The 22,559-nt window shown below is 39.2% G+C and carries 20 protein-coding genes; 13 read left to right on the top strand and 7 right to left on the bottom strand.

Annotation, left to right across the window (positions count from 1 at the left end; translation table 11 throughout):
* Positions 1-216: 216 nt before the first annotated feature.
* Positions 217-1,161: a tyrosine-type recombinase/integrase gene (locus QE450_RS08995; protein ID WP_307298657.1), complete on the top strand. Its 945-nt coding sequence runs from the start codon at positions 217-219 to the stop codon at positions 1,159-1,161.
* Between the two features lie 121 nt (positions 1,162-1,282).
* On the opposite strand, the gene QE450_RS08990 is transcribed toward QE450_RS08995, so the two are convergent.
* Positions 1,283-2,260: an arsenic resistance protein gene (locus tag QE450_RS08990; RefSeq protein ID WP_307298655.1), complete on the bottom strand. Its 978-nt coding sequence runs from the start codon at positions 2,258-2,260 to the stop codon at positions 1,283-1,285.
* A gap of 281 nt (positions 2,261-2,541) precedes the next feature.
* On the opposite strand from QE450_RS08990, the gene bcaP reads away from it, so the two are divergent.
* The 4 genes from bcaP (at position 2,542) to QE450_RS08970 (ending at position 6,962) form a co-directional block, all read left to right on the top strand.
* Positions 2,542-3,948 carry a branched-chain amino acid transporter BcaP gene (gene bcaP / locus QE450_RS08985; protein ID WP_273612481.1) on the top strand — a complete coding sequence of 469 codons (1,407 nt, stop codon included), beginning with the start codon at positions 2,542-2,544 and terminating at the stop codon, positions 3,946-3,948.
* Between the two features lie 151 nt (positions 3,949-4,099).
* The gene (locus QE450_RS08980; protein WP_307302647.1) at positions 4,100-4,792 is read left to right on the top strand and encodes a GntR family transcriptional regulator; all 693 of its coding nucleotides are present in this window, start codon (positions 4,100-4,102) and stop codon (positions 4,790-4,792) included.
* Entirely contained in the window at positions 4,789-5,769 is a 981-nt protein-coding gene (locus QE450_RS08975) for a DMT family transporter (protein WP_307298652.1), read from the top strand. The genes QE450_RS08980 and QE450_RS08975 overlap by 4 nt, the downstream gene beginning before the upstream one ends.
* Before the next feature lie 92 nt (positions 5,770-5,861).
* Entirely contained in the window at positions 5,862-6,962 is a 1,101-nt protein-coding gene (locus QE450_RS08970) for a DUF3900 domain-containing protein (RefSeq protein WP_307298650.1), read from the top strand.
* A gap of 161 nt (positions 6,963-7,123) precedes the next feature.
* Here QE450_RS08970 and QE450_RS08965 read toward each other — a convergent pair whose 3' ends face one another.
* The gene (locus QE450_RS08965; RefSeq protein WP_273612478.1) at positions 7,124-8,059 is read right to left on the bottom strand and encodes an L-lactate dehydrogenase; all 936 of its coding nucleotides are present in this window, start codon (positions 8,057-8,059) and stop codon (positions 7,124-7,126) included.
* A gap of 248 nt (positions 8,060-8,307) precedes the next feature.
* On the opposite strand from QE450_RS08965, the gene QE450_RS08960 reads away from it, so the two are divergent.
* The 3 genes from QE450_RS08960 (at position 8,308) to QE450_RS08950 (ending at position 10,982) form a co-directional block, all read left to right on the top strand.
* Positions 8,308-9,624 (top strand): WD40/YVTN/BNR-like repeat-containing protein, encoded by a 1,317-nt coding sequence (locus QE450_RS08960; protein ID WP_273612477.1) that lies wholly within the window; start codon positions 8,308-8,310, stop codon positions 9,622-9,624.
* Between the two features lie 204 nt (positions 9,625-9,828).
* On the top strand, positions 9,829-10,005 hold the full coding sequence (locus QE450_RS08955; protein WP_273612476.1) for a hypothetical protein: 177 nt from the start codon (positions 9,829-9,831) through the stop codon (positions 10,003-10,005).
* A 230-nt stretch (positions 10,006-10,235) separates the two neighbouring features.
* Positions 10,236-10,982, top strand: coding sequence for an SDR family NAD(P)-dependent oxidoreductase (locus QE450_RS08950; protein WP_273612475.1), 747 nt, complete (start codon positions 10,236-10,238; stop codon positions 10,980-10,982).
* A 170-nt stretch (positions 10,983-11,152) separates the two neighbouring features.
* Here the strand turns inward: QE450_RS08950 and QE450_RS08945 are convergent, their stop codons facing one another.
* Positions 11,153-12,346 (bottom strand): LLM class flavin-dependent oxidoreductase, encoded by a 1,194-nt coding sequence (locus QE450_RS08945; protein ID WP_273612474.1) that lies wholly within the window; start codon positions 12,344-12,346, stop codon positions 11,153-11,155.
* Positions 12,347-12,596: 250 nt separating this feature from the next.
* Between QE450_RS08945 and QE450_RS08940 the strand changes: the two genes are divergently transcribed.
* The 3 genes from QE450_RS08940 (at position 12,597) to QE450_RS08930 (ending at position 14,747) form a co-directional block, all read left to right on the top strand.
* Positions 12,597-13,061 (top strand): MerR family transcriptional regulator, encoded by a 465-nt coding sequence (locus QE450_RS08940; RefSeq protein ID WP_273612473.1) that lies wholly within the window; start codon positions 12,597-12,599, stop codon positions 13,059-13,061.
* Between the two features lie 104 nt (positions 13,062-13,165).
* Positions 13,166-14,137 (top strand): SDR family NAD(P)-dependent oxidoreductase, encoded by a 972-nt coding sequence (locus QE450_RS08935; protein WP_307298645.1) that lies wholly within the window; start codon positions 13,166-13,168, stop codon positions 14,135-14,137.
* Between the two features lie 199 nt (positions 14,138-14,336).
* Positions 14,337-14,747 (top strand): spore coat protein GerQ, encoded by a 411-nt coding sequence (locus QE450_RS08930; RefSeq protein WP_273612471.1) that lies wholly within the window; start codon positions 14,337-14,339, stop codon positions 14,745-14,747.
* A 141-nt stretch (positions 14,748-14,888) separates the two neighbouring features.
* Here the strand turns inward: QE450_RS08930 and QE450_RS08925 are convergent, their stop codons facing one another.
* Genes QE450_RS08925 through QE450_RS08915 form a run of 3 tightly spaced genes read right to left on the bottom strand, consistent with a single transcriptional unit; the run spans position 14,889 to position 18,103 of the window.
* On the bottom strand, positions 14,889-16,277 hold the full coding sequence (locus QE450_RS08925; RefSeq protein ID WP_273612470.1) for an ABC transporter substrate-binding protein: 1,389 nt from the start codon (positions 16,275-16,277) through the stop codon (positions 14,889-14,891).
* 54 nt (positions 16,278-16,331) lie between these two features.
* Positions 16,332-17,156, bottom strand: coding sequence for a carbohydrate ABC transporter permease (locus QE450_RS08920; protein ID WP_301262390.1), 825 nt, complete (start codon positions 17,154-17,156; stop codon positions 16,332-16,334).
* Positions 17,153-18,103, bottom strand: a complete 951-nt coding sequence (locus QE450_RS08915) for a carbohydrate ABC transporter permease (protein ID WP_373461965.1) — start codon at positions 18,101-18,103, stop codon at positions 17,153-17,155. The genes QE450_RS08920 and QE450_RS08915 overlap by 4 nt, the downstream gene beginning before the upstream one ends.
* 317 nt (positions 18,104-18,420) lie before the next feature.
* Here QE450_RS08915 and QE450_RS08910 point away from each other — a divergent pair, with 317 nt between their 5' ends.
* Entirely contained in the window at positions 18,421-19,746 is a 1,326-nt protein-coding gene (locus QE450_RS08910) for a hemolysin family protein (RefSeq protein ID WP_307298641.1), read from the top strand.
* Positions 19,747-20,110: 364 nt separating this feature from the next.
* Complete coding sequence (locus QE450_RS08905; RefSeq protein ID WP_307298639.1) at positions 20,111-21,463, top strand: MATE family efflux transporter; 1,353 nt, start codon at positions 20,111-20,113, stop codon at positions 21,461-21,463.
* A 215-nt stretch (positions 21,464-21,678) separates the two neighbouring features.
* Here QE450_RS08905 and QE450_RS08900 read toward each other — a convergent pair whose 3' ends face one another.
* Complete coding sequence (locus tag QE450_RS08900) at positions 21,679-22,458, bottom strand: TraR/DksA C4-type zinc finger protein (protein WP_307298637.1); 780 nt, start codon at positions 22,456-22,458, stop codon at positions 21,679-21,681.
* Positions 22,459-22,559 lie beyond the last annotated feature (101 nt).

Here is a 22,559-nt window from a genome sequence, read left to right as displayed (position 1 = left end):
GTTTAAAATCGTATCTAAATTAATTTTGCAAAATAAAATTTTACACTGTTTGTTTCTATATAAGTTATACTCTATTTTACCCGTTTTGAAACGTTCAAACGCTATTATCTGCACTTTTCTGTATTTTTATTTCCGATAGAGAAATAACAACACCGTTATTAGGCTGTTGTATAATAGAAGAAAGCAAGCTTATATAGAAAGGATGACTTTGGTCTGATGGCTAATTATTACGACTCTGAAGAAGAGGATTTTATATATCATGAAGAGATTGAAGCTTTTACCGATTGGATGAAAGATGCAGGTTACACCCGTTATACACAGAAGTCTTATTTGAGCGATGTGTACGAATTTCTCCATTCTCATGCTATTCGGAATAAACCGCTAGATGAGATGAAAAAAAGACATGTGCTTTCTTTTCTCAGTAGTGCACGTACACGCGGGGTAAGTGATTCTACAAGAAACCGTAAGCATGCCGCAGTCAGTTGTTTTTTCAAAGCATTAATAGAACTTGAAATGGCTGAACATAACCCTGCATTTGGGATCAAAAAAGCTAAAACAGAACATAACAAAGCTCCGGTTTACTTGGATGAGAGCAAGATTACTGAATTTATGCAGTCCGTAGAAGGGAAATATCGGACTCGGAATTTGACCATCTTTTTGTTTATGGCTTATATGGGATTAAGGGTAGGCGAAGTGCATGGTCTGAATCTTAACGATTACAATCCTGAACGGGGAACTTTGCAAGTATTGGGAAAAGGACGTAAATGGCGTACGTTACCTGTTCCAAATGCAGTAGCTACTATCCTCAACCAAGCGATCGAAGAACGATTAGCCCCATGGAGAGATGGAGAGACGGCTCTATTTATTTCGCAAAAAGGGACACGATTATCGATTCGCAATATTCAACAGATCGCTACTGATACATTTGATCGTTTTCAAAGTCATATCGAACCTGAACAACGGCTTCCGTATTCCAGTCATAAATTACGACATTCCTTTGCCACTATGTTGTTACGTCAAGGTACCGACTTACGCACTGTGCAAGAATTGCTAGGTCACTCTTCGATCCAGACGACGACTATCTATACGCATGTTAGTAATCGAGAGAAAGAAGAAGCAATCTCCAAATTGGATGTACAGCTTCCTTTCGAAATGAAATAAAATAAGGATAGATCGATTACAGTTACTGTCGATCTATCCTTATTTTTTATACATATATTTCAACCTAATAAGATTATACATTATAACTATTCTCATTCATCGTATAGATAGCCAAATCCCATTATGCTCTATCACGCAAAACCAATTGAGGAATGATACGAATATAAATCAGTTCACCAACCAGCTCCACCATCGTCTGGGTCACAATAATAGCAGCCACTACAGTGCTCCATTGATCCGGCAAAGATAAAGCAAGCGGAAGAACGACCAAAGAATTACGTGTGCCTGCACTAAAAATAACAGCTCGTCCTGAGGCAATATCTAACTGAAACCATCTCACAATCCATTTTGTTATCCAGGGCATCAGACATAGAAAAGCGATATAGATCGGAATTACATAAATAATAATATGACTATACATCGATAACTTACTTATTTGAGACGATACTATTATAAATAGAGTGAGCGCCATAAATGGGACAGGTATCCATGCTGATCCTTCTACTAACCATTGACCACGTGAAGCTACCTTTCTGACCAAAAGTTGAATACCGATCGCGAGTATAAGTGGCAATACGATAATCATAAGAAAAGATTCAATAAAAGGAGCAGGATTCACTATGTCGGCTGCTTGCTTCCCCATAAATAGCCACAAATACAATGGTAATAACATCATTTGAGTTATAAAAAGAATAGGGGTGGCTAGTAAGATTGCTTTTTCATTTCCACGTCCTAGATGTGTAAACACAATAACATAATCAATACATGGCGTGAGGAGCACTAGATATACTCCTAATAATATAGGCGCTTGCTGTGGCAATAACTGAGATAATCCCCAGACGACAATCGGTACAGCAATATAATTAGCGACTAACAAAGCCATTATAAAACGTCGATCACCAAAAGAATGCTTTAGCTGTAAAAAAGGGATTTGGGTAAACATACCAAACATTAAGATAGCAATTACTATAGAAATTAAGATCTGATGATCTAATACAGACATTAGAGTAGGAGCGCTTAATCCTAATATAGCAGCTATACTTAACACAACGATATAAATCCAAATCTGATATTGCTCCAACTGTTCTCGTGTAATCATAGATTGCATGACTCCTTTACTATTCAACACTCTGATATATGAGGATGTTATTTGTATGTTAGATAGATCAATAGATCGTTTTTCATAGTTTATCATGAAATAAGGATAAACTTTTTACCAAATTGGAGCCAATGAAAGCTTTTATCTCATAATTTATTGATTATTCGTAAATAAATTTATTAATTCAACGCATCACAGTGTAGTATTATGTAGTTTTTTATAGGTGTCCTTTAATATTATAAAAAAATGTCATAATACCTCACAGTGAAAGGATTTTGTGTATGAATAGTAATAAAGAACAGACTTCTTTATTCAGACGTAAACCTATAGCAGAATCGGAAGAAAAAGGGCTTAAAAGAGTATTAGGTGCTCTTGATCTAACGACGCTCGGAGTTGGGGCTATTATTGGAACAGGGATTTTCGTATTAACAGGGGTGGCTGCTGCTAAGTATGCAGGTCCTGGATTGGTACTATCTTTCCTATTAGCAGGTATTATCTGTGCGTTTGCAGCATTATGTTATTCTGAATTTGCTTCAACTGTACCGGCTTCAGGAAGTGCGTATACATACAGTTATACAGCTTTCGGCGAAGTGATTGCTTGGATTCTAGGATGGGACTTGATTCTGGAATACGGCTTCGCGAGTGCGGCGGTAGCTAGTGGATGGTCTGGATACTTCCAGAGTCTACTATCCGGATTTGGATTAGAACTCCCACATGCGCTGACCAGTGCGTTTAGTCCGGAAAAAGGGACATACTTTGATGTGATTGCTTCGGCGATTACACTGATTATCGCATTCTTGTTAACACGCGGAGTGAAAGAAGCAGCGCGTGCAAACGGAATTATGGTTGCTATCAAATTGATCGTTGTATTGATCTTTATTGGTGTAGGTGTATTTTATGTACAACCTGAGAACTGGCATCCATTCTTGCCTTTCGGTATGGCAGGTGTAACGACAGGGGCAGCAACAGTATTTTTTGCTTATATCGGATTTGATGCAGTATCTACAGCGGCAGAGGAAGTTAAGCGTCCACAACGTGACTTGCCGATCGGTATTATTGCTTCGTTAGCAATCTGTACTGTTTTGTATATTATTGTTTCGTTAATTTTGACAGGGATTGTACCTTACCAAATGTTGAATGTTAGTGATCCTGTAGCATTTGCTTTTGAATTTGTAAACTTGAATGGTCTCGCTTGGATTGTGTCTCTCGGAGCGATTACAGGGATCACTACAGTATTGCTTGTTATGATGTATGGACAAAGTCGTCTATTGTACTCGATGTCTCGTGATGGACTATTGTCTCCAGTCTTTTCGAAAATTAGTGGCAAAGGGCAGACACCAGCTAAAGGAACATGGATTGCAAGTATCATTATCGCTATTTTCGCTGGTTTTATCCCATTGGGGGATCTAGCTGAATTGACCAATATCGGTACATTGTTTGCTTTTGCTGTAGTAAGTCTAGGGATTATTGTGCTTCGTCGTAATCATCCTAATCTGAAAAAAGGATTCCGCGTGCCATTGGTTCCTTGGATTCCAATCATTAGTGCGCTAGGTTGTGTATACTTAATGACTCGCCTTGCACCATTAACTTGGATCGTATTCTTTATCTGGTTGTTTGTTGGATTATTGATTTACTTCGCATATGGACGTAATCATAGTCTACTGAATCCAAACCGCAAAAATCGTTAATCTTATAACAGTATTGTAATTCTAAACAAAATCCTCTGAACTGTGGTTGATATCTCAGTTTGGAGGATTTTTTGCTTATATTGCAGGATATTGATCAACAGATAAGGCTAAAATTATTGAGATTATATCCAATATGCAATATATTGGTTTTATGAAAAATAATCTTATACAAAAAATAAGTCGACCGACGCTACGTGATCAAGTCTACGATACGCTCAAACAAGGCATTGTCACTTTAGAATTATTGCCCGAGCAAAAATTAAACGATACAGAATTAGCAGAGCAATTCGGGATAAGCCGTACTCCGGTACGTGAAGCACTCAAACGATTGGAGGATGAAGGGTTAATCGAGTCTTTTCCAGGAGCTGTTACGCGGGTTGCTCCTTTATATGAACAATCAGCAGTACATGCTTTTACAGTGGCGGCAGTATTACATAGTTTGGCGGCACGCTTATCTATTCCTTACTTGGATACCTCACATTATGATATGCTAAAACAGTTCAATCAAGAGTTGATTACTGCTCTTCAACAGCAGAATGCTTCTGCTGCTATTCAAGCAGATGATCAATTTCATGATGTATTCGTACAACAAGCCCATAATCCCGAGATTATAGCCGCATTAAGCCGGGTTATGCCAAAGATTAGACGATTAGAATACGCCAAATTCAGCAGTATTGATCATACGCATTCCCCGGAAGACCATCGACTGATTATAGAAGCTTGTGAAGCAAAAGACAGTCTATTAACTGCGGAACGAATAGAACAGAATTGGATGAGTCTGGGCAATTGGTTAGCTTCTTCTGCTGATCATGCCCAATCTGCTACCGATCAAGGTGAACGATGAAAGCTGTTCTGATTGGTGTCGCGGCGGCATTCTTTTTTGCTTTTACATTTGTACTGAATCGATCGATGGAAGTTAGTGGAGGAAGCTGGTTATGGAGTGCATCGCTTCGCTACTTTTTTATGATCCCTTTACTGGCTATACTGGTTATTCTACGTGGTAATCTACAATCGTTATGGCTTGAAATGAAGAAATCTCCTATCCAGTGGTTGATATGGAGTATTATCGGTTTTGGTTTGTTTTATGCACCGCTGTGTGCGGCGGCTATCTATTCACCAGGTTGGTTAACCGCAGCGGCTTTTGAAATGACGATTGTTGCGGGTATGATTATGTCGCCATTATTTCTATTTATCCGGTATACACCTGAAGGCCCGATCAAAGAACGGGGTAAGATACCGAGAGCAGGGATGTTAGCAGCATTAATTATTTTGACAGGAATCGCATTAATGCAATGGGAGCAAATTAGACAACATACAGAAGGTGCTAGCTGGCAAGGCATTGTCCTTATCACTATTGCTGCTTTTGCTTATCCGTTAGGCAATCGTAAAATGATGGAAGTCTGTGATGGACGATTGGATGCTTTTCAGCGAACACTGGGAATGAGTATTGCCAGTCTTCCCGTATGGATCATTTTGGCTTGGATTGGTTATATGCACTCGGGACTGCCTTCTACTGCACAGACAGGACAGACATTTCTAGTAGCGCTATTCTCCGGCGTTGTAGCTACCGTGTTATTCTTCGGGGCTACCGATCAAGTAAGGCACCATCCTGCTCGTCTAGCAACTGTAGAAGCAACCCAAGCGTTAGAAGTCGTATTCACTTTACTGGGAGAATGGTTGCTTCTGGGTGTAATGCTATCCTCTATAGGAATGTGGGTAGGATTGATACTGGTGATCGGTGGCATGGGCGTTAACGCATGGTTATCGATTCGTGAACCAGGTATCACTCGTAAGCGAAAATCCAATCATTCGGTGATGTAATGTTTTTCGGATATAATCTACAATTCGGTCATGATCAGATTATTATCATTGATCATTATGCGAATAATTGAGCGATATTAAAGGAGTTTATTATGCGATTTGATATTCAATTTTTATCTTTTTTTGTACTGCAAGTTGAAGGCAAAGAAGGGCAGACAAACAAAAATTATAAACATTATCAGACATTAGATGACGATGAGTATGAAGAAAGTGAAATCAAAAAGTTTCTTCATGCTGAATTTACCCGTACCGCTAAGCGCAAAGTAGAAAAAAATCCAGGCACAGAACAACCGCCTACCAAAATAGGTACATTTTTAGTAGAACCGGGACATGAATTGACCAGTAATCCCAACTTCAATTTATTTACTCGCCTTAGAGCTGTTGATAACAAAGAAGATTTCAAAAATGCTTGCGACGATCTGGTACGTAGCTATCTAGAAACAAGCTCTGTACGTGGAGGAGCATTGATTATTACACAAGCAAAGCTGGATACCCATTTTGATGATCCATTTATTTTTGTAATGAAATGTGATTTTGAACAGCGGATTGCACGTATCTCTGATGAACGTAGTCTGATTAGCGAAGTCGAAATGGCGATCAGTGCTCGGAATATGAAATCGATCCAATACCCTCATATGCCAGAAGAAGGCATGATTGAAGAATGGGAGCTCAAAATTCATCAATCGTCCCATGCGCGATACTTTGAAGACTTTTTGAAATATATTACGTATGAACAATCTATTCCTGAGATTGTAAATGAACGTGTGATGGATTATGTACAGACTTATGTGGAAGAAAAGTGGCCGGATGCGACTAACCTGGAACGTCAACAAGAAGAGCATGATCTAGAATTATGGGCAGCCAGTGAAAAGCGGGATATTCAAGAAAAATGGGAACCTCAACATGTGATCGAAGCGGCAGAGCGTATCGTAGAGATCAAGCCAGAGATTGAGATCAAAATGAAGCTAGGGGATACCAGTATTCGTGGACTACTAGCTGATTACGGATACCGACTGCATATTGCCAAATTAGGCGATCATTATGCAATGGTGATTGAAGGCGATGCGTTTACATTTGATAAAGGATTTTCCCCGGTCGAACTGTTACAGCCGGAGTCTTTTGAAGTGGTCGCTAGACGATTAGTAGATCGCGCCAATGAAGCACCTGAACGTGATGATGATATTCCTTATTGATCAGATAACAGCAAAATTTGATCTATACAATCAAAAAAAGTGGATTCAGGGTTTTACACCTAAATCCACTTTTTTTATACTGAGAAGTCATTCTATAGATATAGATGAATTAGAGATTTGTCATATGAATAGAAGATAGTCTATAGTTATCTATATACGACTTAAATATCTAGCTGTGCAATCTGATCTTTCAGTTTTTTCGCAGAATCACGTAGTAATTGTTCTTCATGCTCATTCATAGGAATCGGTAGTTTTGCCTGAATACCATCTCGACCGACAATAGCAGGTACACCGAGATATACATCAGAGATTCCATGATAATCTTCAAGTAGAGAAGATACATTCAATACAGCGTGTTCATTTTGTAAAATAGCGGCTACAATGCGGTCTAGAGCGAGTGCTATTGCATACGATGTAGAGCCTTTAGCATTGATAATTTCGTAAGCGGCATTTTTCGTATTTTCAAAGATTTCGTTTTGTTTGTCTTCTTCAAAATCCAGTGGAGCTCCTGCAATATTAGACAGACTCCATACCGGCAACTCGGAATCACCATGTTCACCAATAATATGAGCATGAATACTACGAGGATCAATGCCTTTTTCTTTACCAATTAAATAACGGAAGCGTGCGCTATCGAGTAATGTACCGGAACCAATCACTCGATTAGATGGCCAACCGCTTTTTTTCCAGGATACATAACTGAGTATATCTACTGGATTAGTAGCGATCAGTAGAATACCACTATTATTATATTTCGTAATATTCGAAATAATCTCTTCGAAGATGGCTGAGTTCCGATTTAACAAATCAATCCGGGTTTCGCCTGGACGTTGATTTGAACCGGCAGCGATAATGATAATATCTGCGTCTTTGCAATCCGAATAATCACCTGCCCATAGTTTGACGCCGCCGACAAATGGGAGTCCGTGGTTCATATCGAGTGCTTCGCCAAGAGCTTTGTTGTGATTCGCATCAATAAAGACGAGTTCAGACATTCTCTTGTGGAGTAGAAGGGTGTAAGCGGTTGTGGAGCCTACGGCTCCTGTGCCAATAACAACGACACGGTGGGGCTTGGATACAGATTCAGATACTGTCATTTTTTATCATCTCCTTAATTGATCTTTGTTACAGATTCGCTACTATTGTAACGGAAAGCGCGACCAATGTAAAAAGGATCACACATCAGCAAATGTACAAAGTCGCTGAAAACCCTGCTAAAACGGCGAAATCTGTAATCGCTTGTAACTTTTCTGTAAACAACCTATGTTCATTTTAGTTTACTCTTATAAGGGTCATGAATAATTGAAATACGATAGCTTTATGTAAGTGCGGAAGGAGCGAAGGAATGAAGTTAACTATGCGCAAAGCGCTTTTTATATGGATTACACTTGTGTTTGTACTTAGTGCTTGTCAATCTTCTACAAGTGATTATGATCCAGCAGCAGACAAAGCATCAACTCAAGAACTCAAAAAAATGCAAACTGAAGATCAGGGGCAGACACTTACCCTTAACCATACAGCAACATCCGATACGAAGCAGGGGGGATCTTCTGCTGAAAGAGGATATAAGATTCAGACAAGACTGACAGACTTTCAACTACTAAGTGCTAGTGCAGGGCTTGCGTGGGGTGTAACCCGTAACGAATTACGTATATATGTTACACAGGATAGTGGAGACACATGGGATAATGTATCTCCTGCACAAACGGTCACTTTTTCAGAACCACCTACGTATGGCAAAGATATCTTTTTCCTGAATCAAAATAACGGCTGGGTGATTCGCAATGCGTCAGGTGTAGGAGAAACATTGATTCTGCATACTACCGATGGCGGGCAAAATTGGAACTTTGCTACATTAAATGATGAAGCTACTGTATTGGGCATTTATTTTATTGATAGTAGCAATGGTTGGGTAATGACTTCTTTGGATTCATCAAAAGATTCAGCAGATATGCAAGAGAAAGCATTATATACCACTACCGATGGTGGTAACACATGGAAAAAAATTATGCAAAACACAGGCGTATTTGTAACTGAAGGTTCAACCGCTCAAGCGATCCCGCAATTAGGTAAGCTTGTAGGAATGTCTTTTCGAGATCGTAACAATGGATTTGTAACCCTGGAACAACATGGTACACCTCATTTATATATTACAAGTAATGGGGGCAAAACCTGGAAAACAGGGCCAGACTTTGATAAAAATAAAAAATTGCCAGCTTGTCATTCTTTCACCACAGGCAAACCTCAATTTTTTGGTGATAGCAAAACAGCAGGTTGGATGAATATTGGTTGTGTGAAAGATAGCCAGACTAGCTATAACGGATACTTTACTCACGATGCAGGGAAGACATGGAACTTTGCTCCATTTGCTCTACAAGCGCAGACCGGAGTCAATCAATCGATGGGACCTACTTTTTTAAATGATAAAATCGGTTGGTCTGTAGTCAATGGCATCGTGTACCGTACAGCTAATCAAGGCAAAACATGGAAAGCTTTACCTATTAATAACACATTGCAGAACACATTGAATAAATATCCTGAATTGGTTAAATTGCAATTTTTCTCTGCGGATGTAGGCTGGTTATTAGTTGCCAAAAATGAAGAACGACGTTCTTTATTAATGCAGACGACAGACGGTGGCAAAACATGGCATGTACTATAAAAAAATAACAGCAGATAAGTAAAAAAGATCGATGACGTACGCCATTATGGGGTTGTGTCATCGATCTTTTGTGTATCACAATAGCTTCTTTTTAGAACATCAAAAAATAATTTAAAATTCTTTGTTGATTGTGAAATAAATCACATTAATGTGCTTTTAAATCAGTTATGCTTGGGATGTAGAAAAAACAAGGAGATGATTAAGATGAGAAACAATACTAATGAAAATCTTACTAACTTTTACATGAACCTTTGCTACACTTGTCTAGATGCTAATGAATGTCGTGAAGAAGAAGCTTGCAAAGCATGTTGGGCAGATCAAGGTGTATTGGATGCCGCTAAAGATGATACTCAGGAGCTTTTACAAGCGTATTATGCATAATCGATCAGCAAGTTTATTTACAGGTCAGACTAGACATTCCAAAGGATTATATACCGGCACTTCATAAAGGAACACACTTCACAGATGCATAAGAAGTGTGTTCCTTTGTTGATTTTTAGACTACCAGATTACATATGAGCTAGACAGGTATGTTTCGTAATGCTCTTAATCGTTGAAATAAGCAGTATAGAACCATCGTACTTATAGACGAACTCCAAAGGGGATACATTATGAAATATGCTTCTAAAACAGTTATCGTAACCGGTGCAGCCAAAGGAATCGGTAAAGCCGTAGCCGAAAGTTATGCCGCAGAAGGAGCTACTGTATTTTTAACAGATACGTTAGAGCCAGAAGGTGCTTCAGCTGCCGCGACTATTCGTGAAAGTGGTGGACAGGCTCATTTTCTACCGTGTGATGTACGTCGTGAACAAGATGTAATCGATACGATTCAAGAAATTGTAAATACGACCGGACAGATAGATATAGTAATCAACAATGCTGGGGTATCCCGCTGGAAATCTCCTTATGAATTAAGTCTAGATGAGTGGGACGATGTGATGAATACCAATGTAAGAGCATGCTTTCTGGTATCACGTGAAGCGGCCAAAGTCATGCGTGATCATGAAGGTGGTTCGATCGTCAATATTTCCTCAACACGTGCTCATATGTCTGAGCCTCACTCTGAAGCTTATGCTGCTTCTAAAGGCGGTATTACAGCGATTACGCATGCTTTGTCTGTATCGCTAGGCCCTGATCATATTACTGTTAACGCCATTAGCCCCGGCTGGATCGAGACAGGTGATTATAGTGCATTGAAGAAAGAAGACCATGAGCAACATCCTGCTGGACGTGTAGGTACACCTCAAGATGTTGCAAGAACCTGTTTATTTTTGACCGATCCAGAAAATTCTTTTATTACAGGTGCAGAATTAATCGTAGATGGTGGAATGACACGCAAAATGATCTATGTAGAGTAGAACAGAGTATAATGCACATAACAAAAAGAGATGCGATATAGTCGCACCTCTTTTTTTGTATATACATGCAATCTGTTGAATTTGTATCGTAGTGTATCTATTGGTAAGCATATATAAATTTAGCTTCAAATATAACTCAAGCCCAATTCCAATAGAATGATCACATGCTATTAATTAGAAGTCACTAGGCGCTTACTCCATTTTTCTTTAAATAATGGCAATGTGCTTTCACCAAAAATCTGTGCTTCTTCTAAATGAGGGTAGCTGGATAGAATAAAAGATGTGATGCCAATCTCTGCATATTCGATCAGACGATCTGAGACTTGATCTGGTGTACCGACAAACATCAAAGCTCCACCTGAACGAAGATTCGATAATCCTGCCCAAAGGTTAGGGCCAACTACAAAGTCGTTTTGAGCGGCTGCATCGCGAATCTGATTTTGACGCGTCTGACCTGTAGCACCTGTCTGACTAAAGGAAGCTTTGGCACGTTCAATCGTTTCTGGATCGATATCTTTGATCAGATCACGTGCGGCTTGCCATGCTTCTTCTTCAGTATCACGAACCAGAACTTGAGCACGCATACCAATACGAAGAGGACGCACTTCGCCATGTTCTTGCGCATAGTCTGCTTGAGCTTGCTTGAGTTCTTCGACTTGCTCTCGAATCATTTCAAGAGGTTCGCCCCACATTAGAAATACGTCTGAATATGCTGCACCGACAGATTTTGCCATTGCAGAACTACCGCCGAAGTAGATCGGAAGTGTAGGCTTTTGAACAGTCGCCGGACGGCTTGTACCGCCTTTTAATTCATAGTATTCTCCTTTAAAATCCACTTTGTGATTGGATACAGAAGAATGATTATTACTGCCAAACTCTGTTGAAGAAAGACCAGCAGCTTGTTCCCACACACTTTTCATAATATGCACATATTCACGAGTACGGGCATATTTCTCATCATGAGCACGAGCAAGTGGATCGCCTAATTCTTCTAGATCATCAGGAGAACTGCCAGTTACGATATTAATACGTGCTCGTCCACCGGATAAGTTATCTAGCCCTGCTGCCATACGTGCGGCTAATACAGGAGCAATCAACCCCGGGCGAAGAGCCACAAGAGGTTTGAGTGTAGTCGTTGCACCGATAATCGCTGATCCAACTACCCATGAATCCAGACAAGCACCACCTGTAGGAATCAAAGCAAATTCAAATCCTGCTTTTTCAGCCGTCTGAGCAACATTTGTTAAATAGTCAAGTGTGGGTGGACGCTCCGATTCTTGTCCAAAACGTGTTCCATCTCCCATTGTAGGTAAAAACCAGCCAAATTCTACTTCATCCCGTTGAATATGATCAGATGTTGACATAGTAATATCTCCTTTAAAAAATCATCTATATTTTAAATATATCATTTGTCATGGCAATTAATAAACTAATCCGACAAGCATACTTGGTATAAATGATACTAGCATTTCCGTTATAGTGTGTCAAATCATTTTGGGTCATATTATATGTAAGTCTAGTGGTGAAAGAGTGTCGCTTGCGTTAAGATAGAAATCAAAGTATTCGGCAAATTGAGTAGCATTTTATCTATAGCATAATAAAGGAGATCTAACGATGAGTACTGATATCCAACAGCAAAATAAGTTAAGTATCGGAGAAGTAGCAGAACGTTCAGGATTGAGTGTGCATTCTCTTCGATTTTATGAACGAGAAGGGTTATTGCTATCTACACGCATTGCAAGAGATGAAGGCGGACGGAGACGTTATAGTGAAGTAGATGTAGAATGGTTATATATTTGTACACGACTGCGTGCGTCAGGTATGCCGATTGCTCAGATTCGTCGTTTTGCTGAGCTTGTACGTACAGGCCCTGGCAATGAGCATGAACGGTTGGATATTTTGAAAGAACATCAACAGCGTGTAGTGAGTCAGATGGAACATTTAAATGACTGCTTGGAAGTCATTACACTCAAAACGAATGTGTATGAGAACTATTTGAATCGTAATGAACCAGAACAGACGTGGGAAAATAAATCTTTGACTTCTACAAACACAGACAATGATAAATTATGTCAGTAATAGGCGTTACGAATCAAATGATATTTTCGAAAAAATCGGGCTTGACCTAGAGTGAACTCTAGATTGTACAGTAATAGTATTCCAATGAAAAGGAGAGAAATAATATGGAACATGCTTATACGCAAACACCACAACACAACATCAATTCTGGATTTGGACATGACAGTACAGCTAGTGAGGTATTACAAGGAATCGACCTTACAGGTAAATTAGCCCTAGTAACAGGTGGATATTCGGGTCTGGGACTTGAGACAACACGTGCGCTTGTACAAGCAGGTGCTCACGTTATCGTTCCCGCTCGTCGCCCTGATGTAGCACGCGAAGCTTTGAAAGGGTTAGAACATGTAGAAGTGGATGAGCTTGATCTGTCTGATCTGGATAGTGTACGTGCATTTGCAGGTCGCCTTGTTGAGAGTGGACGCAGTATTGATCTAGCTATTCTAAATGCAGGTGTAATGGCTTGCCCCGAGACTAGAGTAGGTCCGGGATGGGAATTACAATTTGCAACGAATCATTTGGGACACTTTACATTGATTAATTTGATCTGGTCTGCACTTACAGCAGGTGAAGGAGCAAGAGTGGTTGCGACTTCATCCGCAGGACATCATATTTCTCCAATCCGTTGGGACAATATTAACTTCGATGGAAATTATCAGAAATTCGAAGCTTATGGACAAGCCAAAACAGCTAATGCACTATTTGCAGTTGAATTGGATCGACGTGGTAGCGAGCAGGGAGTACGTGCTTTTTCTGTTCATCCAGGCGGAATCTTAACACCATTACAACGTCATTTACCTAAAGAAGAAATGGTAGCTTTGAAATGGATCGATGAAGATGGAAATGCAATCAACTCTGCTTTCAAAACGCCAGAACAAGGCGCAGCGACTCAACTATGGGCAGCCACTTCTCCTCAGTTAGAAGGCAAAGGCGGCGTATACTGTGAAGATTGCGATATTGCTGAACCGGCTGTCGAAGGTGTACCTTCTGTCGGTGTCAAAGAATATGCAGTTGATCCTGAACAAGCCAAACGTCTGTGGGACTTATCGGTTAAACTAACCGGAGCATCAATTTCATAATATAAAAGTAAACAAAAATAATAGAAGTATAGAAGAAGGTATATCGCTGAGATGGATTCAGAGATATACCTTTTTTCGATGTCTATCCAAACATAATATAATGGTATCAAGCGAAATAAACGATTGGAGCTATACATAAAAGGGTAATATTAAGAGTTAGCATGTCTAACAATTTTCTAAAATTGGGAGGAATGTAATCATGTTGACTCAACCTTATCGTCCGGTCGCTTATCGAACTGAGCACAGCTTTGCTGGCATGGAACCTATTCCGACTCAAATGAACAATCCAACACTACCAACTTATCGTGAACCTAATCGTTTAAATACTCGTACTACTGATTTGTCATTGCATCAGAAATTACAAAATAATCTTGGTAAAAACGGAATGTTCTATATGATTCCTAGTCGTGAGGTTATCCATAGTGATTATCGTGGTCTATTAGAAGCTACAGGAGAAGATCATATTGTTATTCGTGATCTCAATACAGGGCTTCGACATGTATTGCCGTTGACTTCACTGGATTATGCCGTATTTACAGAACCGAATGGTGCATATACCCATATTTCCGGACAGAATCCTTCTATTCATGCACCATCGACACGTATGTAATCGTAGCTGAATAACATAAACTGTATTTATGATAAAAGAAGCGCCAGTTCAGTGGTTGAATCCAACCGTTGAACTGGCGCTTTTTATCTATTTGTCGCTTTATATCTACTTATCATTCTTTGTTAACAGACAAGCTATAATTTAAGGATTAACGCTATCGTTATAATCTTTCAATTTCTGTGTGATTTGCGCTGCTGCATCACTTAGAGCAGCTTGAGGTTCTTTGGAACCGTTAAGAGCTTCTTCAATCGCTGTCTCTGTTAATTGACGTGCTTCTGTGAAAATACCCATTACAGCACCTTGAGTCGCTGGATCGATTTTGGTATTATGCAATTGATCTACAGCAGTCTCGAATTGTGGATATTTCTTCATGTTTTCTTTGACCAAATCTTCATTATAAGCAGCTTTGGTAATAGGGAAATAGCCTGTATTTACATGCCAGTAAGCTTGTTGTTCTGGTTCTGCTAAGAACTTGATAAATTTCCAAGCCGCTTGTTGTTCTGCTGCGGGCTTGTCATTCATAATCCAAAGACTTGCACCACCGATAACTACGCCACCTTTACCGATATCACTAGAAGATACTTTAGGCAATGGAGCTGTTCCGACTTCAAATTTACCTTCTGTCGAGCTAATCAATCCACGAAGAGAAGCTGTACTATCCATCGTTACGGCAACCTGACCCGCAGCAAATGCTTTTTTCGTATCATCTGTTTTACGACCTAGATTGAGCATATATTTCTCATCAATTAACTTTTTCCACCATGTTAAAAATTTCACACCAGGCTCAGTACCTAATTGAGATTCAGTTGCAAGTGCTGTACGACCATTATCATTATTTAATAATGTAGCATCCTGGCTTGCAAACATTTGCTCCATTAACCACCCGTAGATCGGCAATGACATTCCTGTTTGTCCATCTTTGGTTAAAGCTTTAGCTGCTTTTTCCCATTCATCTAATGTTTTAGGAGGATTTTCTGGATCTAGACCTGCTTTTTTGAAAGCATCTTTGTTATAGTAGAAAATCGGATTAGATGTGTTAAAAGGCATAGAGTACAACTGATTATCAAATGTATAATATTTCAAAATATTCGGTTCGAATTGAGAAGTATCAAATTTATCTGCATCGATAAATTGTTGCATCGGTGTGATCGCTTGAGAATCGATCATATAACGTGTACCTACATCGTACGTTTGAATCATTGTAGGGCCGCTACCTGATCCCATCGATGTTTTGAATTTGTTGATACTTGCGTCATAATCCCCTTGGAAAATAGCTTCGACTTGAACATCTTTTTGAGAATCATTGAACTTTTTAACTAACTCATCAACTACTTTATTCAAATCGCCACTCATCGAATGCCACCAGACTATTTTTACAGGACCGGAAGAAGTCTCGCTAGCTGCATCAGCAGTTGTACCTGTAGATGCTGTAGAACCTGTTGTACTTTGACCTCCACCACAAGCTGCCAGGAATAAAAATAGGCATAAACTAAGCAAACTCCATGTTTGACGCGAACGATTGATTTTCATTTCTTTTCGTATTCTCCTTTTGGTTGACAAAATTTTGAATAGATAATCTATGAGTTAGCCCTTCAGTGCACCTGCTGTTAGACCGCCTACAAGACGACCCAGACCTACAGCAAGAAGAACAAGAGAAGGGAGCATCACCAACACAATACCAGCCATAACGACATTCCACGCAGTAACATCGGCAAATTGCAACATACTAATACCGATCTGTACTGTACGCATACTTTCACTATTCGTAATTAGTAGTGGCCACAGATACATATTCCAATGATTTAGGAAAGAATAGATACCCAGTGTAGCTAGCCCTGGCATTGATAAAGGCACAGCCAGTGAAGCAAAAATACGAATATGACCACAACCATCAATACGAGCAGCTTCCATTAATTCTTTAGGCAATTGTAGGAAGAACTGACGCATCAGAAATGTACCAAAAGCAGTCGCTAGAAAAGGAACCGTTAATCCTTGATAGGAATCTAACCAGCCCCAGCTACGAACAGTTAGATAGTTGGGAATTACAGTCACTTCCCACGGGATCATCATTGTAGCCATAAATAGACCGAACAAAATTTTACGACCCGGAAATCGTAGAAATGCAAATGCGTAAGCCGCCATACAGGAAGTAATCAAATTTCCGACCGTAATGATACTGCTTGTCAAAAAGCTATTTACAATAAAGCGAATAATCGGAATATTGTTCATTACCGTTATAAAGTTATCGATATTGATACCTGATGGCAAAAAGCGCGGCGGATATGTAGCTGATTCAGATTCAGTCATAAATGAATTGGAAACGGCAATCCAAAAAGGTAAAAGAATAAGCACCGCAGCTACAATCATAAAGAAATAAGCCATTCCTGTGCGCATTAGACCTTGTCTCATTGGTAATGCACCTTCTTTTCACCGAATTTGAATTGAATCAGAGTTAAAATCAAGATCATAACGAATAATACCAATGCTTGAGCACTCCCTGTCCCAAAGCGGAAATTCATAAAAGCATCTTGATACAGATTGTAGACAATGACATTGGTACTGTTCATAGGTCCACCTTTAGTTAGAATATTAATCTGTCCAAACGCTTGAAATGCACCAATCATCGACGTCACACTAGCAAAGAAAATGGTAGGCGAGATGAGTGGTAAAGTAAGTTGAACAAAAGTACGAATAGGGCTTGCTCCGTCCATACGTGCACTTTCATAAATATCTTCAGGTACACCTTCCATACCACCGAGTAGAAGGATAAATAAGAAGCCTAGATTCATCCAGATCGTCATTATAGAAATTGAGATTAACGCCCAGTTCGGATCGGTTAACCAGTTAATCGTTGGTAATCCCGCAACACTCAGAAAATAATTTAACGTTCCAAGCGTAGGATGAAAAAGAACCATCCAGATCACTGAACCCGTACTTACCGATATAGCGAGAGGTAGAGCAAAAATAAAGCGGAAGATGCGACTACCTTTTATACGGCTTCGGCAAAATGCAGCTAAGATCAATGCTAGGATTAATGTTGTCGGTACCGTAAACAACATAAATTGAGTAGTTACCCACAAACTGCTGAGAAATGTATCGGAAGTAAATAAATTTGTGAAGTTTTTAAACCCTACAAATTTGGCAACATCTCCACGTGGTGTAGTGGAATGAAGACTGAGATACACCGATTTGATCAGTGGATAAAAAAGAAATATACCAAACAGTAATATAGAAGGAGCTAGAAACAAAGCTGCAAGTATATATTCACTGTAACGGCGGGTCTGACGGGGATAACGCACGATAGAACGAGTTTTTCGAATCGAACGTTTCGTTGAAAATACTGACGTTTTATCCAAGTTAACACTTACCTCACTTTCATCATTTGCTTCCTTTTTGATCATCTTGCTACGTGGTTCAGTATAAATACAGGATGTTAAGAGAAATGATTATCTATGTAAAAGATTTGTAATCGGATGAATAGAGCATTTGACGGGAGGGTTTGAGACGATATAATAAAGTAAGGAACATGTATAATCATACATAACTAAAAGAAGGGAGTGAGGACACTTGGGAAAATGACGGTGCATGTGATGTGGCGGCAAATTCAAAAAACAAATATACGAAGGAGGTGAACCCGTAACTGTCTATCAATTTGACAGTACGGGATATACACTTGACTGACCCCTTACCCAGTTTACTTAATTTAGTTTTGGTGGCATTTCTGGTGATGCTCAATGGATTTTTTGTATCGGCTGAATTCGCAATGGTTAAAATTCGCAGTAGTCGATTAGAAACATTAGTCGATGGTGGTAGTAAAAGAGCGCGCTTTGCGCAAACGATCGTAAACAATCTGGATGCTTACCTTTCTGCTTGTCAGTTAGGGATTACACTGGCATCGCTTGGATTGGGGTGGATTGGTGAACCAGCAATTGCTGACCTGATCAGACCTATATTTACGGCATTTGGCTGGAATAATGATGTAGCTGTACACACTGTTTCTATTGTGATTGCTTTTGTTGTAATCACGGTATTGCATATTGTACTTGGAGAGCTTGCTCCGAAGTCTCTGGCGATCCGCAAAGCGGAAATCGTGAGCTTATGGACAGCAGCACCGATGCTCTTATTCCATAAAATCATGTATCCCTTTATCTGGGTGTTGAACGGCATGGCGAACGCTTTACTCAAAATGTTTGGCATTGCTCCGGTCTCTGAAGAAGATTCCGCTCACACAGAAGAGGAAATACGTATACTTATGAAGGAAAGCAACAAGAGCGGACTGATCGATAATACCGAACTGGCGCTGGTTGATAATATATTCGAATTTGCTGATACAACCGCCCATGAGATCATGATCCCACGTACAGAAATGATCTGTCTGAGTCTACACGGTTCCAAAGAAGAAAATTTGGAACTGGCTTTTGAAGGAATGCGTACTCGTTATCCTGTATGCGATGGCGACAAAGATCATATTGTCGGATTTGTGCATATTAAAGATTTGATGCGTTATCAAAGTGTAGATTCAGCCAAATTGATCCGTCCCATTATAGCTGTACCTGAATCAATCAAAATTAGTGAACTGATGAAGCTCATGCAACGTGGCAAAACACAGATTGCAATTTTGATTGATGAATATGGTGGTACAGCGGGTCTAGTAACTCTTGAAGACATTATGGAAGAAATTGTCGGCGAAATTCAGGATGAATTCGACCATGAGCGTCCAGCTGTAGAGCCTATTGATGATATGACTTACTCCATTGATGGAATGATGTTAATTGAGGAGATCAACACACGGTTCTCATTGGATTTGGATTCGACAGAATACGATACCATTGGTGGTTGGCTGTATTCCCGAGTGGAGTCTTTACCTCCGCAAACCGGGCAAAGTGTGGCACATGAAGGACATCTGTTTGTGATCGAAGAGACGGAACAGAAGCGTATTTCAAGGGTGAAATTAGTCATTACGCAATTCGCAACAACTCATAATCAGGCAGGAGCCTGAACATCTTGCAAGTAAAACAAAGAGCAAATGACTGATCACTTCAGTCATTTGCTCTTTTATTACATATACACCTCAAAGACATAAGCGAGCATTTTCGTTTATGTCTTTTTTTATACTCGGAGGCTATAAAGGTAGTTTTTGCAGATAAAAAATATACTTTAATTCTTTTTATCTAACAGTGTAAGTTTTTTCTTTACAGATGCCGATATAGATGATATCATCTAACACTGTAAGAGATAATCTAACGGTGTTAGATATAATTAGATAAATAATCTCTCTTCTGCCTTGTAGCTATTGAGCTATACATAAAGTTGTAGCGAATAGTCTAGTTGCTAATAAATAATAAAAGAAAGTAGTGATTGATATGGATGCAAAAAACTTGTATTACTTTGAAGAAGCGCCTATTGCAAAGTCTGTAGCTCATTTTGCTGTGCCGATGATGTTAGGAATGTCGATGAGTGTAATCTATTCGATTTTAAATGCGTATTTTATTGGTACACTCCACAATACAGCGATGTTAACTGCATTAGCATTAACATTACCTTTATTTGCGGTGATTATGGCGTTGGGCAATTTGCTAGGGATAGGGAGCGGAGCATTTATCTCTCGTTTATTAGGGGAGAAAAGATATAACGATGTCAAACATGTATCTTCATTTGCTTTTTATAGTAGTCTAATACTGGGCTTACTGGTGGTAGTATTCGGACTTCCTTTGCTTGATCCCATCGTGCATTTTTTAGGAGCTAATTCAGAATCATTTGCGTTTACCAAAGACTATGTCATGATTATGCTTGCTGGTTCACCATTTATTTTATTATTTTTTATGCTTGAAAATATTGTACGTGCTGAAGGTGCAGCTACTACTTCGATGATGGGTATGATTTTGAATGTGATCGTAAATATTATTCTGGATATGGTAGTCATTTTCGTTTTTCATTGGGGTATTATTGGAGTGGCTTCTGCTACAGTTATTTCTAATTTGGTAGCAAGTGCGTATTATATTTTTCATATCAGATACAGTAGTCAATTTTTGACGGTTTCAATCAAAGCGTTCAAAATCAATACAGAAATAGTAAGCAATGTATTCAAAATTGGAGTACCGGTGTTTATTATGAGTCTTTTTATGGGAGCCATGTCTTTGATTTTTAATCGTTTTCTGATCGAATATGGGGAACAAGCTGTAGCTGGATTTGGAATTTCATCACGTTTGCTACAATTTCCTGAATTTATTTTGATGGGATTATGTGAAGGTATTGTACCTATGATTGCTTTTAATTTTGCAGCAAATAAAGAACGGATGAAACAAACGATTACATTTACGATTAAAATGATTGTGATATTAGCGACTGTATTCGGTGCTGTTGTTTACTTGATTTCAGATCATTTAATAGGGTTATTTACACAAGATATACAATTGATCGAAATGGGAAGTTATATTCTACACGTAACGTTTTTATCTTTATTTATCAATGGAATCACTGTGTTATTTACAGGTATTTTTCAAGCAACCGCACAAGGAACTGCGGCATTTGTGATGTCTATTATTCAGGGGATAACATTGATCCCTGTATTGTATATCGCTAATCAAATGAATGGATTTCACGGAGTGATCTGGTCGTTGGTTATTTCGGATGTCGTGGCATTTCTGGTAGGAGCTATCATGCTGTATATATTGCGTAACAAATTACAGCCTGATTTGGAAAGTATCGTAGCCTAAAAGAAATCAGATAAAGAATAGAAAAGTTGATATGTTAATATAAAATGATAACAACGTATAGAATAGAAGAGTAAAAGAATAAAAGTAAACACCAAAAGAGCCACAACGCTCTTAACAGAAATAGAAGAGAGTTGTGGCTATTTTTTATATTTATATACTTAAAAATGAAGTATATAATTCATTATAACGATGTAACGATGTAACGATGTAACGACTTAGCGACGGCGATCTGCATCTTCGCTTTCAGCGTCGATTTCTTCGTCCTCTTCCGTTACCTGTAATTCAGTATCGCCTTCATCATCAGCTACATAACGGTCTAAATCTTCACCACGCTGTATATGACGTTGACCGCCTTCAATATCGTTACCAGCAAACTTCTCGATATCTTCTACAGTGCCAGTGTCTTTATTTTCTCCACCTTCAGCAAGTTCGTTGTAGCTTTCTACATCACGTTGTGTAGACATTGCAGGTGAATCAGCTACACCATATTCTTCGACAGCTTGCCATGCGCCAGCATCATCGAATTTACCGGTATGGCTTTGACGGTTTTCACCAGCACCTTTAGCAGCAGGTGTAATCAAATCTTCCTCGATAGGACGGTAATCATTCACACCGCCGCCTTCTTCAGCACTTTCACCGACTAACATAGTCGTATAAGGCAGTGCTTGTAGACGTTCGAAAGGAATTTGCTCACCGCTAATTTCACTGACTCCATATGTGCCATCTTCGATACGTTGTAGTGCAGCATTGACTTGATCTAGCTTATCATCCATGTTGTCGTCGATAGCCATATCACGTTCACGCTCATATGTTTCTGTACCCAAATCAGCAGGGTGGTTATCTACAGAAGACAATTCACCCGTAGAATCAAGCTCAGATTCAACTTGGCCATCAGTTGTATCATTTTCCATATTAAAATGGCGTTCAAGTGCCTCTTTATCTTCTAAAAGACTATTTTTCAATTCCTCAATTTGTGCAGATGTTAAATGTTTCATTGGATATTGCCCCTTTCAAAACGAGTTATCGTCAAGTTATTAAGTATATGTTAGTTTGTATAATCTATTCTCCAATTACCCTACTACACTCAAAATCAATC

This window comes from Paenibacillus sp. SORGH_AS_0306, assembly GCF_030819345.1.
GTDB lineage: Bacteria > Bacillota > Bacilli > Paenibacillales > Paenibacillaceae > Saccharibacillus > Saccharibacillus kyungheensis.
The sequence above is the reverse complement of the archived record's forward strand: the minus strand, read 5'-3'. Positions and strand labels throughout refer to the sequence as shown.

Coding starts and splice junctions, on each gene's coding strand:
- QE450_RS08940 (WP_273612473.1), top strand. CDS start 12,597: ATGAGTACTGATATCCAACAGCAAAATAAGTTAAGTATCGGAGAAGTA.
- QE450_RS08900 (WP_307298637.1), bottom strand. CDS start 22,458: ATGAAACATTTAACATCTGCACAAATTGAGGAATTGAAAAATAGTCTT.
- QE450_RS08990 (WP_307298655.1), bottom strand. CDS start 2,260: ATGATTACACGAGAACAGTTGGAGCAATATCAGATTTGGATTTATATC.
- QE450_RS08955 (WP_273612476.1), top strand. CDS start 9,829: ATGAGAAACAATACTAATGAAAATCTTACTAACTTTTACATGAACCTT.
- QE450_RS08975 (WP_307298652.1), top strand. CDS start 4,789: ATGAAAGCTGTTCTGATTGGTGTCGCGGCGGCATTCTTTTTTGCTTTT.
- QE450_RS08935 (WP_307298645.1), top strand. CDS start 13,166: ATGGAACATGCTTATACGCAAACACCACAACACAACATCAATTCTGGA.
- QE450_RS08995 (WP_307298657.1), top strand. CDS start 217: ATGGCTAATTATTACGACTCTGAAGAAGAGGATTTTATATATCATGAA.
- QE450_RS08930 (WP_273612471.1), top strand. CDS start 14,337: ATGTTGACTCAACCTTATCGTCCGGTCGCTTATCGAACTGAGCACAGC.
- QE450_RS08965 (WP_273612478.1), bottom strand. CDS start 8,059: ATGACAGTATCTGAATCTGTATCCAAGCCCCACCGTGTCGTTGTTATT.
- bcaP (WP_273612481.1), top strand. CDS start 2,542: ATGAATAGTAATAAAGAACAGACTTCTTTATTCAGACGTAAACCTATA.
- QE450_RS08960 (WP_273612477.1), top strand. CDS start 8,308: ATGAAGTTAACTATGCGCAAAGCGCTTTTTATATGGATTACACTTGTG.
- QE450_RS08905 (WP_307298639.1), top strand. CDS start 20,111: ATGGATGCAAAAAACTTGTATTACTTTGAAGAAGCGCCTATTGCAAAG.
- QE450_RS08970 (WP_307298650.1), top strand. CDS start 5,862: ATGCGATTTGATATTCAATTTTTATCTTTTTTTGTACTGCAAGTTGAA.
- QE450_RS08980 (WP_307302647.1), top strand. CDS start 4,100: ATGAAAAATAATCTTATACAAAAAATAAGTCGACCGACGCTACGTGAT.
- QE450_RS08950 (WP_273612475.1), top strand. CDS start 10,236: ATGAAATATGCTTCTAAAACAGTTATCGTAACCGGTGCAGCCAAAGGA.
- QE450_RS08945 (WP_273612474.1), bottom strand. CDS start 12,346: ATGTCAACATCTGATCATATTCAACGGGATGAAGTAGAATTTGGCTGG.
- QE450_RS08925 (WP_273612470.1), bottom strand. CDS start 16,277: ATGAAAATCAATCGTTCGCGTCAAACATGGAGTTTGCTTAGTTTATGC.
- QE450_RS08920 (WP_301262390.1), bottom strand. CDS start 17,156: ATGAGACAAGGTCTAATGCGCACAGGAATGGCTTATTTCTTTATGATT.